This is a genomic window from Nonomuraea sp. NPDC050663 (assembly GCF_044456985.1).
In the GTDB taxonomy this organism is placed as follows: Bacteria; Actinomycetota; Actinomycetes; order Streptosporangiales; family Streptosporangiaceae; genus Nonomuraea.
The window spans coordinates 432521-445118 of record NZ_JBITGL010000004.1; the positions used below are offsets into that span (position 1 = coordinate 432521).

General features: G+C 71.7%; 5 protein-coding genes. All 5 read right to left on the reverse strand.

Features of this window, described 5'->3' with window-relative positions:
- Positions 1 to 212: 212 nt before the first annotated feature.
- Genes ACIBH1_RS15250 through ACIBH1_RS15270 form a run of 5 tightly spaced genes read right to left on the reverse strand, consistent with a single transcriptional unit; the run spans position 213 to position 12407 of the window.
- A complete protein-coding gene (locus ACIBH1_RS15250) occupies positions 213 to 1685 on the reverse strand; it encodes a condensation domain-containing protein (protein ID WP_397314337.1) in 1473 nt (490 codons plus the stop codon).
- Positions 1682 to 1879 carry an MbtH family protein gene (locus ACIBH1_RS15255; protein ID WP_397314338.1) on the reverse strand — a complete coding sequence of 66 codons (198 nt, stop codon included), beginning with the start codon at positions 1877 to 1879 and terminating at the stop codon, positions 1682 to 1684. The genes ACIBH1_RS15250 and ACIBH1_RS15255 overlap by 4 nt, the downstream gene beginning before the upstream one ends.
- Positions 1876 to 5976 carry an amino acid adenylation domain-containing protein gene (locus ACIBH1_RS15260; RefSeq protein ID WP_397314339.1) on the reverse strand — a complete coding sequence of 1367 codons (4101 nt, stop codon included), beginning with the start codon at positions 5974 to 5976 and terminating at the stop codon, positions 1876 to 1878. The genes ACIBH1_RS15255 and ACIBH1_RS15260 overlap by 4 nt, the downstream gene beginning before the upstream one ends.
- Complete coding sequence (locus tag ACIBH1_RS15265) at positions 5960 to 9271, reverse strand: amino acid adenylation domain-containing protein (RefSeq protein ID WP_397314341.1); 3312 nt, start codon at positions 9269 to 9271, stop codon at positions 5960 to 5962. Before ACIBH1_RS15265 ends, ACIBH1_RS15260 begins: the two co-directional genes overlap by 17 nt.
- Entirely contained in the window at positions 9255 to 12407 is a 3153-nt protein-coding gene (locus ACIBH1_RS15270; RefSeq protein ID WP_397314343.1) for an amino acid adenylation domain-containing protein, read from the reverse strand. The genes ACIBH1_RS15265 and ACIBH1_RS15270 overlap by 17 nt, the downstream gene beginning before the upstream one ends.
- Between the last annotated feature and the right edge of the window lie 191 nt (positions 12408 to 12598).

The following is a 12598-nucleotide window of genomic DNA, read 5'->3' on the forward strand; positions in this document are numbered from 1 at the left end:
GGGGGGGGGGGGGGGGGGGGGGGGGGGGGGGGGGGGGGGGGGGGCGGCCCCCGCCCCCCCCGCCCCCGCCCCCCCCCCGGCCCCCCACCCCCACCACCCCAACCCCCCCCCACCCCCCCCCCCCCCCCCCCCCCCCCCCCCCCCCCCCCCCCCCCCCCCCCCCCCCCCCCCCCCCCCCCCCCCCCCCCCCACTTCTCTTTCCGGCTCGAGGCTCAGGTGGCGATCTGGCCGGCCGCCGCGAACCTGCCAGCCTCAGCGCGGACGGCCTCCAGCAGCGTCCCCGCCACGTCCTCGGACCCGGCGGGCGTGACGCACTCCACGATGCATTCCACCGACCCGTCAGCGTTCTCCTCGAAGACCACGGTCCGGTCGTACTTGGCCCGCTGGAGCGGCACGCCGCGGCGCACCGCCGCCACTCCCGGCCCGAGCCGGAAGCGGAGCTTCTCGTCGAACCCGATGAAGACCCCGGGGAAGCGAGGCGGCCGCCGCCTCGAACCGCTCAGCAGCTCCCGCACCACGGCGCCGAACGGCACGTCCTCACTCTGACGGGCGACATCCAAGGCGGTACGGCACGCCAGGATCGCAGCCCGGCAGTCCGACTCGCCAGACAGCCCCCGGACGAGCTGCGGGTTGACCATGCAGCCGGCCACGTCCTGCGTCTCCGGACTGGCGCGGCCATCCGCGGTGACCGCCATCAGCAGGTCGTCCACGCCGGTGACCCGGCGCAGCGCCGACTGGGCGACGGCCAGCCAGCCGACCGCCGGGGTGACCCGCAGGCTCCGGGTGAGCGCCCGAATCCTGGCAACCTGCTCGGCTCCGAAACCGGCGTGAGCAGCGTACGGGCGTTGAGCGTCCAGGTCGCCCGTCAACGGAATGGCACCGGCGAGCCCGGCCGCGACCTCCTTGGCACGCACACGCACCTGGGCGTCCGAGAACTCCTCCGCGGCCCTTTCCGCCAGGTCGCAGTAGGTCGGCGGCGCGGGTTCTGGCAGCCGTCTGCCGCCGTAGGCTGCGGCGACCGCGTCCAGGAAGAGCCGAACCGTCCAGGTGTCGGCGATGAGGTGGTGCCAGACCAGGAACAGCAGCCACCGGCGGTGGCTCAGCCGGAACAGCTCGCAGCGCAGCAGCGGATCGGCGGCGAGATCGAACGGCTGGCTCACCACACCGCCGGGCGGCCCGTCATGGACCCTCAGCGTGATTCGGTGAGCACCCAGGACGAGCTGCGGTATCTGCCCCGCCCCGCATTCGACCGCCGCCGAGCAGATGCGGTGCCGCGCCGACGCGGACTCCACAGCTCGCGCCAGGCGCTCCTCGTCGAGCTGGCCGGACAGCTCGAAGCAGAACGGCTCGATGTACCGGGCCGGGTCATCGCCGCCGTCGTCCAGCCAGATACCGAGCTGCGTGGGATGCAGCCGGCTGCGGTCGAGCCCGGCCCAGGAGGGCGCCGCCGTACCGGTGACGGCCCGATCGGTGATCTCGGCAGCGAGTTCGGCGAGCGTCAGCGACCCCAGCAGGTCACCCGCCCGGACCTCGCGGCCCGACCGCACCCGAAGCCGGCGGGCGACGTCCATCGCACCCAGCGACGTGCCGCCCGCCATGACGAAGGTGAGGTCCGGGGCGGGCGGCGCCGGCAGGACCGACGCGCACTCCTCCAGCACCGCCACCCGGATGTCGTCAGAGCTCACGCCGTCCCGCCCTGCCTCATCCGCAGCGAGCGAGGCCGCATGTCCGTCCAATGCTCGTCGATGTAGTCCAGGCACGCCTGGCGGGAAGCCCGCCAGCCCACCGGCCGCCAGCCAGCAGGCATGGGCAGTCCCACCTGCCAGACGGAGTACTGCTCCTCGTCATTGACAACTACGTCAAAGGAGATGTCGCTCATGCCGTTCCCTTCAGGTAGGACTCGAGCCTGGCGGCGATCCGCCGTACGTTCGGCTCCTGCAGCAGCTGGAAGTGGTTCCCGGGGATCTGGTGGAGGTGGAGCGGTCCCTTGGCGAGAGCGGACCAGCCGAGATCCCCTTCGGGGGAGTCGGGCAGGTGGTTGCGCTCGGCCTTGAACAGGACGACCGGCCCGTCGTAAGGCTCGAAGGTGTAGTCCAGCATCGCCTTACGGTGCGCCCGGTAGACCTCGAACATCCGGCGCGCCTCGTCGGTGGTGTCGATGTCGGGGCGCAGTAGCTTGTGCGTGCGCGCCTGCTCCATCACGTACTCCAGTTGGTCGTCCAAGCCCATGGAGTGCATGCGGTCGATGTCCAGCGGCGGGTTCCGGTGGCCGTCCAGTCCGGCGTGATCCTTGGCATCCGGCAGGTAGCCGGCCAGGGCGAACCCCATCAGCGCGGAGTCGTCCTCGACCTCCCAGTCGGGCATCTCCTGCACCGCGCTCAGGCTGATGATGCCCAGCAAGTCGACCTCTTCGCCCGCTCGCTTGAGCTGCTGGGCCATCTCGTAGCAGACGCCGCCGCCCAGGCACCAGCCGGCCAGCGCGTACGGGCCGCGTGGCTGCACCTCGCGGATGAGGCTGATGTAGAAGGCGGCCATGTCCTCCAGGCGGTCGAACGGCTCCTCCCCCTCATCCAGTCCTCGGGCCCGTAGGGCGTAGACCGGACGGTTCGCGTCCAGGTAATGGCTCACCTGGTGGTACACGAACACGTGGCCGCCGTGGGAGTGCACGAAGAACATCGGCCGGAGCTTGCCTGAGGCCCGCAGCGGGACCAGACTGCCGCGGTCCCTGAGCGTGGTCTCGTCCCCGACCGCGACCGCGAGCTCGGCGATGGTGGGCCGCTGCAGCAGCATGCCCACGGGCAGGCTGCGGTGCATCTCCTGCCGGATCCGCATCCCGGTCAGTACCGCCGTCAGCGAGTTGCCGCCCAGGTCGAAGAAGTTGTCGGTCGCGGAGATGCCTTCGACGCCCAGGATCTCCTCCCAGATCGTGGCCAGCGCGCGTTCCACTCTGGTCTGCGGAGGCCGGGAGTCGGCCGCGCTCTCGCCGGCCGGTTCCGGGTCGGGCAGGGCGGCGAGGTCGGCTTTGCCGCTCACGGTCAGCGGGAAGGCGGGCACGAACATCACCGCTCCGGGCACCATGTGCCCGGGCAGGGCCGTGCGCAGGGCCCGGTCCACGGAGTCGCGATCCTGTTCGGCGGAGACGACCCAGGCGACCAGCCACGGCTGGCCGCCCGGACCGCCGCGCAGGTCCACTGCGGCGGCCTCGATCCCGGGCTGCGCCAGCAGCACGGCCTCGATCTCGCCCGGTTCGATACGCATGCCCCGGAGCTTGACCTGACGGTCCATCCGCCCGAGGAACTCCACGTCGCCCGAGGGCAGGTAGCGCACGAGGTCACCGGTCCGGTACAGGCGTCCGCCAGCCGCGCCGAAGGGGTCTGGCACGAACCGTTCGGCCGTCAGCCCGGGGCGGCCGACATATCCGCGGGCCAACTGCACGCCGCCCAGCAGGAGCTCTCCCGGAACGCCCACGGGCACCGGACGGAACTGCCGGTCCACCACATAGATCTGGGTGTTGTCGACCGGGCGGCCGATGGGGACGGCGGTGGCCGCCTGACCGCCCCGGTAGGCGAAGGCCGTGACATCCACGGCCGCCTCGGTGGGGCCGTAGAGGTTGTACAGGTCGGCCGCGAAGCGTCCGGCGAACCTCACCGCCATCTCGGTCTCGAGCTGCTCGCCGCTGCAGATGACGTGCCGCAGCCCGGACAGGCTGCCAGGGTAGCTCTCCTCGGCCAGGAACGCCCGCAACATGGACGGCACGAAGTGCACCGTCGTCACCCGCTCCTCGGCCATGAGGTTGGCGAGATACTGGGGTTCGATGTGGCCGCCCGGCCTGGCCACCACCATGCGCGCTCCGGTGACCGGCGGCAGCAGCAGCTCCCACATCGACACGTCGAAGCTGGTAGGGGTCTTGTGCAGGATGACGTCTGACTCGTCAATGCCGAAGTAGCGCCGCATCCAGGTCAGCCGATTGCAGATGCTCTGATGGGAGACGCCCACACCCTTGGGCCGGCCGGTGGAGCCCGAGGTGTACAGCACGTAGGCCAGGTCGCCACCGCGGCGCGGGGTCTCGGGCAGAGTGTGGGGGTCGCCCGCCGGGGGCAGGTCGCACGGCAGGACCCTGACCTGTGGTCCGAGGGTGGCGGCGAAGGCGGGGTCGAGCTCCCTGTCGGTGAGCACGGCGATGGCGCCGGCGTCCTGGCACATGAAGGCCAGGCGCTCGGCCGGCTGGTCCGGCTCCAGCGGCAGGTAGGCGGCGCCGGCTTTCAGCACGGCCAGCAGGCTCAGGGGCAGTTGGAGGGAACGGGCCACGTGGACGCCGATCACCGTGTCCGGCCCTGCCCCGCTCTGCCGCAGGTGGGCGGCCAGCCGGTCGGTCTCTGCGTCGAGCTCGGAGAAGGTGAGGAAGTCGTCCTCGTACTGCACTGCTACGGCGTGCGGCGTCCGGGCGACCTGCCGGTCGAACAGCTCCTCGACCCGTACACCGTCGCCGTCGGCCTCGGTGGCGTTCCACTCGCCGACCATGACCTCACGGTCGCAGGACGTCAGCAGGTCCAGTTCCCGCAGCGGCCGTCCTGGTTCTGCCGTCACCCGTTGAAGCAGGTGGCGCAGGCCGCGCAACATCTGCTCGACGCGCCACGGGTCGAACAGGGCGGAGGTGTACTGCATCAGCGCCGTCGCGCCACCGTCCGCCTCGGTCCGCAGGGCTAGCGACAGGTCGACCTTGGCGACGCCACGGTCGAACCCCATGGCCTCGACGGCCAGGCCGGGCAGCACGGGCAGGGCGGCGGCGCCGTCTTCCTCGGTGAGCAGCATGACCTGGCAGACGGGCAGGCGGCTGGGGTCGCGCTCGGCACCGACGGCTTCCACGAGGTACTCGAAGGGGACATCGCCATGCGACAGCCCCTCGACCGTGGCCGTTCTGGCCAGCGTGAGCAGGTCGGCGAAGGAGCCGGCCTCGTCGACGTCGAGCCTGAGCGGCAGCGTGTTGAGGAAGAACCCGACCGTGTCACGGAAGCGGGGGTCGTCGCGGCCCGCGCTGGGCGTGCCGATGACGATGTCCCGGCGGTCGGCGTACTGGGACAGCAACAGGCCGAAGGCGGCGAGGTAGACCATGAACGGCGTGGCCGAATGCGCGCCTGCGAGGGATCCCACTTCGGCCACCAGCGACGGGTCCAGCGTGATCCGAGCGGAGGCGCCCGCGGAGTCCCGCACGGCAGGCCGCGGCCGATCGCCCGGCAGGTCGAGCGGGGCGACGCCGGAGAGCTTGCCGCGCCAGTACTCGACGTGCTCCGCAGATCTGCTCCCGTCGAAGCGGCGTCGCTGCGATCTGGCGAACTCCGCGTACGGCACGGGCCGGATCGACGCCACGGTGCCCCCGATCCGCGCGGCGTAGGCCTCGCCGAGGTCGCGGAAGAAGACCCCGCGCGACCACGCGTCGAAGGCGATGTGGTGGACCGTCAGGACCAGCCACCACTCCTCTTCGGCCACCCGCAGCAGCCGGCTGCGCAGTAGCGGGCCTCGGGTCAGGTCGAAGGAGCGGTCGGCGATGTCGTTCACCTGCTGCCAGGCCTCGCTCTGGCGCTCCTCCTCCGGCAGGCTGGACAGGTCGCTGACCGGCAGCAGCCACTCCGCCACCGGGACGGGCTCCTGGAACGCGGCATCACCGACCATGACGATCCTGGTCCGGAGCACGTCGTGCCGCTCGGCCAGGTCGCCCAGGGCCTTCCGCAGCGCGCCCGGGTCGAGGGAGCCGGTCAGCCGCAACACGATCGGCACGAGGTATTCGCGCCCCGTCGGGTCCACGCTGTCCAGGAACCACAGCCGCTGCTGGCCGTAGGACAGCGGAGCCAGGGCGCCGGCCTCGGCGTCGTCGGGGACGGGCGGGTCGGGGGCGGCGCCGCCGAGCATTCGCTGCAGCAGGAGCTCCCGGTCGCCGGGCTGTTCCGTGGTTGATGTGTGCTCAGCAGGACTGCGCATCTCGTCCTCCATTCCTCAGGTGCCGCTCGATCTCGGCAGCGGACATCGTCGCGACGCGGTCGCGGATCAGCGTTTCGACGGCGGCGGCGAGGTCGCGCAGCCTGGGCCGCTCGAACACCAGGCGCAGCGGGCACGGCGTGCCGAAGGCCTCGGTCATCCGGTTCACCAGCTCGACGGCGCGCAGCGAGTGGCCGCCTAAGGTGAAAAAGTCGTCGAGCGGGCCGACCGCCCGCAGTTCCAGTACCTCGCGCCACAGGTCGGCCAAGGCCCGCTCGGTCGGCGTCGCCGGCCGGGGCGCGTCCCATCTGCGGGGCTGCTTGTGGGGCACGCTCGCCAGCGCGACGCGGTCGACCTTGCCGTTGCCAGTGAGCGGGATCTCCTCCACGACCGTCACCGTCGCCGGCATCATCTGCTCCGGCAGCCGCTGGGCCAGCCACGAGGTCAGGTCGTCGCCGTCGAAGGCGGTGCCCGCCACCACGTAAGCGTGCAGGGTGCCGTCGCGGGTGATCACGGCGGCCTCCGAGACGTCCTCGTGCGCGCGCAGCGTGTTCTCCACCTCGCCCGGCTCCACGCGAACGCCGCGAATCTTGAGTTGCTGGTCGGCGCGCCCGGCGAAAACCACCATCCCATCGGGACGCCGCCGCGCCTGATCGCCGGTCCGGTACATCCGGCTGCCCGGTTCGGCCGCGAACGGGTCCGGCACGAACCGGTCGGCGGTGAGCGCGGCCTGACCGTAGTAGCCGCGCGCCACGCCAGTCCCGCCCACGTAGATCTCGCCGAGTACGCCGGGCGGCACCGGCTGCAGCCGTTCGTCCAGCACGTGGACGTCGGCATTCCACAGGGGCGCGCCGATCGGCACGCGGGCCATGGAGCTGAAGGTGGCGGCCACCCCGTGGAAGGTCGTGCACGCCACCGACACCTCGGCCGGGCCGTACTCGTTGATGACGACCTGGTCGGGGACCGATCGCGCCCAGCCGGTGAGGTCGTCGCCCCGCAGTTCCTCACCGGCGAGCACCAGCGCCCGCGCCGCCCCGGGCAGGGACGCCGCCGGGAGTTCGGCCAGCAGGCCACGCAGGTGCGAGGGCGTCACCTTGACGAAGCTGAACCCGCCGTCGGCCATCTCGCGCGCGCCGGCCAGCGCGTCCGGCACGTCCGCCTCCGCGAGCACCAGCGTCCTGCCGGCGACCAGCGGCGCGAACAGGTTCGGCACGGGCAGGTCGTAGCCGACGGAGGTCTGCAGGAGCACGCTGTCCTCGTCGTCCACCCGGAACTCGTCGATGGCCCACAGGATGTGGTTGAGCAGGCCACGATGCTCGACCATCACGCCCTTGGGCGCCCCGGTGGAGCCGGACGTGAAGATCACATAGGCGAGGTCGTCCAGGCCCGCCACCGGGAAGGGCGGCAGGTCGCCCTGCTCCTGCCACGGCTCATCGAGGCAGAGGGCCTGGAGGTCACCGGACGGTCCGAGGCGGTCGCGCAAGCGTGTCGAGGTGACCAGCAGCCGTGCGCCGCACTCCTGGAGGATCCGGCGCTGCCGGTCGGCCGGCCAGCGAGCGTCGAGCGGCACGTAGGCACCACCGCACCGCAGTGTCGCGAGTATCGCGGTCACCAGGTCGAACCCTCGGGGCAGCAGGACCGCGACGGTCTCGCCCACCCGCACCCTCTCGACTCCGGTCATCCGGGCGGCCAGCCGGTCCACCCTGCCGCCCAGCTCCGCGTACGTCACCGACTCGCCCCCCTGGCGCAGCGCCACGGCGTTGCCGCGGGTGACCGTCCGCTCGGCGATGAGCTCGGAGATGGTCCGCTCAGGCAGCGCCCGGCGCGGCCCGCTGCTCCACTGCGCCATCGCGGATCCGGGGCCCGCCTCGCCGGTGAGCGGCACGGTACGCACGTCGGCGTCGGGCTCGGCGGCCACCCGGCGCAGGGCTTCAATGACCTGGTCGAGGACTGCGTGGGCCGTCTCCGGCTCGAAGAGGTCCAGGTCGTACTCCAGGGCCAGGGCCATCCCCGAGGCGTCCGGCGCCGCGTGCAGGGACATGTCGAACTTCGCGCCGCCGGTGGGCACCAGGACCCACTGCACGTCGAGGCCGTCGAACCCGGCTCTGGCCGCCGGGACGCTCTGCATCGCGAAGAGCACCTGGTAGACCGGCGTCCGGCCAGGGTCCGGCCGCAGAGCCAGGTCAGCCACCAGGCGTTCGAAGGGGACGTCCTGGTGGGCGAAGGCGGACACGACCGCCTGCCTGGAGCTCCGCAGCAGGTCCCGGACGGTCTCGACCCGCGTGAAGTCCAGGTGGATGGGCACCGTGCTGGAGAACAGCCCGATGACCGGCTCCCACTCCAGGCGGGTGCGACCGGCCGTCGGCATCCCGACGACCACGCTCGGGTCCCCGGACCACCGGTGCAGCACCAGCGCGAACGCGCTGAGGATCACGGTGGCGAGTGTGCTGCCGCTCGCCGTGGCCTGCTCCTCCAGCGCCGCGCACAGCGTGGGGGGCAGCCTTCGGTGCACCCGCTCGCCGCGATGCTCCCGGCGTGAGGGACGGCGGCGGTCGGTGGGCAGGGAGAGGGCCGCCGGGGCGTCCCGGAGGTGCTCGCGCCAGTAGGCCAGGCTCGCCTCGGCCTCCGGACTCTCCATCCAGCAGCGTTGCCGAAGGGCATACTCCCGGTATCCCGGTGACAGGGCGGGCAATCCGGATTCCGTCGAGGACCGCACCGCGTCGTAGGCCATGGCCAGGTCGGTGTAGAGGACCCCGACCGACCACGCGTCGGCCACAGCATGGTGCATGCAGCACACCAGCAGGTGATCGTCGTCGGCGAGGCGGAACAGCGTGGCCCGGAACAGCGGCCCGGCACCCAGATCGAAGGGCCGTAGGGCTTCCCGCTGGGCCAGCCGTACCACCTCATCCTCGCTCCAGCCGTCGCGAGGAGCGGGAACGTCCACCACCGCGACGTCGTGCGCTTCGGAGAAAGGGCGCACGTCCATCCAGACGGTTCCTTCCTCTGCCCGCAGCACCGAGCGCAGGCTGTCGTGCCGCTGGACGACGTAGCCGATCGCCTCCACCAGCGCGGCGGCGTCCAGGTCGCCCTTGATCCGGAGCACCAAGGGGATCCGGTAGCTACGCCCTGCTGGCTCCAACTGGTCGAGGAAGTGCAGGCGCGCTTGCGCGGAGGTGGCGGGCACCCGGTCCGGGAGCGGCTCCCGGTTCAGCTCCGCGGCTGGAGCGATGAGCGCCATCAGGCGTTCCTCGGCTGCCGCACGCTTCACCCAGTCGAGATCGTCATGAATGTCGGTCATGGTGGCTCCCAGTTGCCGAGTCGGTGAGCCGGCGGAACACGATCGCCGCCAGTTCGGCGACGGTCGGGTGCTCGAACAGCTCGACCAATGAAAGGGTCACGCCGTGCTTGGCCCGCAGCCTGGACAGGAACCGGATCCCCAGCACCGAGTGGCCGCCCAGGTGGAAGAAGTTGTCCTCGGCCGCGACCGTCCCGACCGCCAGCAGCTCGGCCCAAAGGTCGGCGATGGCGATCTCCAGCGGGGAGCGCGGCGGCGTCGAGGTGGCGGTCCGGTCCGCGACGATCCGGTCCGCGACGGCCTCAGGCAGCCGGGCCTTGTCGATCTTCCCGTTGGGGGTGACGGGCAGCCGGTCGACGACCGTGATCTCGGCGGGGATCATCGCCTCCGGCAGCCGTCGGCGCAGGTGCCCGCGTAGGGTGCCCTCCGAGAGCTGCCAGCCGTCCACCGGTTCGGCGTACGCCGCCAGCCTTGGCTCCTCCAGGCCGGCCGTGCGGACCACGATCACGCCCCGGTTCACGCCTTCGTGTTCCTCAAGCGCCCTTTGCACCTCGCGCGGCTCGACACGGAAGCCTCTGATCTGGACCTGCTCGTCACGGCGGCCGACGAGCAGGATCTCGCCGTCGGCGGTGTAGCGGCCCAGATCGCCGGTCCGGTAGATACGGTCGTCCAGGTGGCCCGTGACCGGGTTGCTCCCGAATCCTCCCTGGTCGCCGTCCAGATAGCCGTCGGCGATGCAGGAACTGCGGAAGCACAGCTCGCCCAGCTCGCCGACGCCTGCCAGGCCGCCGTGACCGGCCAGGATCAGGAGCTGGACCCCCGGAATGCCACGGCCCAGGGGCGCGATCTGCCACTCCTCTGCTTCGACGGCCGACACCTCGCGCAGGGCCACGGCCCTTGAGGTCTCCGTCGTGCCGTAGGAGTTGACGCAGCGCGCGTTCGGGAACAACCGTTGGAAGGCGGCGAGCTCACTGCGCCTCAGCGGCTCTCCGGTGAAGAAGGCCAGGCGCAGGTGCTTGATCGGGTCCCGCTCCGCTCCAGCGCCGCCCACGATGACCGCGGCCGTGGCCGGGGTCAGGTGGGTCACCGTGATCTGCTCTCGGTCGTACCAGTCCGCGAGCCAGCCGGGGACGCTCAGCCGCGCCGGGTTGGGGATCACCAGCTGGGCCCCCAGGGCCAGGGGCGTGAAGACGTCCCTGTGCAGCGGGTCATGCCCGAGCCCGGACAGCACGCTGAAGCGGTCCTCTGGCCCGATGCCGAAGTTCTCCGCCGTCCACGGCAGGAACCGGGTCAGGCAGCCGTGGTTTGCGATGACCGCCTTGGGAGACCCTTGGGACCCCGAGGTGAATGCCAGGTAGGCCCGATCATCGGCGCCGAGCTCGGGCCGGTCATGCCTGCCGTACTCCGCACCAGAGCAGTCGACCAGAGGCGGCTCAAGACCTTCCGGTACGGTGACGCCGCCGGTCGCCAGCAGCGCAACGGGCTTCGCGCGCTCCACCTGAGCCCGGTTCCTGGCCGGCGGGTGGGCCGGGTCGAGCACGATGAAGGCGGCGCCGGCGCGCATGGTCCCCATGAGCGCCGCGACCAGGTCGGCGTGCCGCGAGGCCAGGATCGCCACGCTGTCCCCTGGGCCGACGCCGCTGTCGAGCAGGTGGGCGGCCACGCGATCGGCCGCCGAGTCCACCTCCCGATAGGTCAGCTCGCCCTGCTCGCTGCGCACCGCGACGCGATGGGGGGCGGCCGCGGCCCGCTCGCCCATCAGCTGGGGCACCGTGCCGGGCCAGGGCAGCTTCAGCGGTGCTGCGGGGTCGGGCAGTACTTCCCTCGCGGAGGCCGTCACCAGGGACGGCGCGCCGATCGGACGCTCCGGATCCTCGATCAGCTGGCCCAGGTAGGCCACGAGTTCCTCCAGCATGCTCCGCATGGTGTCCTGCCGGTAGAGATCGGCGTCGAACACGGCGGAGAGCTCGGTCCCTCGCGGCGTGGGCTCGTAGTACAGCGACAGGTCATAGTGCGCGCCGCCGGCCGGCGGCGGGAGTTCCACGCACTCCAGGTCGCGCAGGTCCGGCAGGATCGCCGGCACGTTGAGCATGTTGAACGCCACCTGGAAGAATGGCGTGCGGTTCGGGCTGCGCCGCGGCCGCAGCTCCCGCACCAGGTGAGAGAAGGGGGCGCCCTGCTGAGCGAAGGCACCCAGCACCGTCTTGCGCACCCGGCCGACCAGCTCGGGGAAGGTCGGGGAACCTGACAGGTCGCTCCGCATCACCAGGTTGTTGAGGAACATCCCGATCAGCGGCTCGAACTCGGTCCGGGTCCGGGTGACGACCGGTGTGCCAAGGCTCAGATCCGTCTCGCCGCTCCAGCGCGCCAGCACGACGTTGACGGCGGCCAGCACGGTCATGAAAGGGGTGGCGCGCATGCGCCGGGCGAGCTTGCCCAGGGACTCCTCGAACCCGGCAGGCAGCAGTGTGGCCACCGTATCCGCACGGTGCCGGGAAACCGCGGGCCGGGGCCGGTCGGTGGGAATCTCCAGCGCGTGCGCCCCGCTGAGGGTGTCACGCCAGTACGCGACGCCGTTGGCCAGTTCGTCGCCGGACCGGCGCTGCATCGACACGTAGTCGCGGTAGCGCGCGGGCAGCGGCGGCAGCTCCGCGCCGCGGGTGCCGTCCGGCCGGTAGAGCAGGGCCAGCTCCTGGAAAAGCAGGGACAACGACCACCGGTCGAGGACCGCGTGGTGCGCCACGAGCACGAAGACGTGATCGGCGAGACCCACTCTGATCAACATGGCGCGGAACAGTGGCGGCCGGGTCGGGTCGAACGGACGGGCCACCGCTTCCTGCGCCACCTGCCGCCAATCGCCTCCGGCGGGCGGCTCCACCACGGGCAACTCGACTTCGACGTGCGGCAGGATCAGCGCGCTCGGATCGTCCCCGCGGTGGAAGATCGTGCGCAGCGGCTCATGCCTGCGCACGACCACCTGCAGCGCGGCACGCAGAGCCACGACGTTCAGCTCACCGCGAAGCCGCACCGTCATCGGGACGTTCAGAGCCGCACGCCCGGGGTGCAACTGCTCCAGCAGCCACAGGCGCTCCTGCTCGAACGACAGCGCGGTTCTCTCCGCCGCCTCGGTATCAATCATTCCGGCCGACCCCCTCATCACGGCACATCAGGCTTGTGGGCCGCTCCGAGTCTTCAGATCCGGCCTTGCCGTGAAATCGGGGGGAACCCACAGAACGGCCGCGGGTTTTCCCGCACCGCCGCCCGGTGATGACCGCCGCGGGGATCCGCAGGACACCCTGATTCGCCCGCCCGCGACGCGCCTTTAGATGG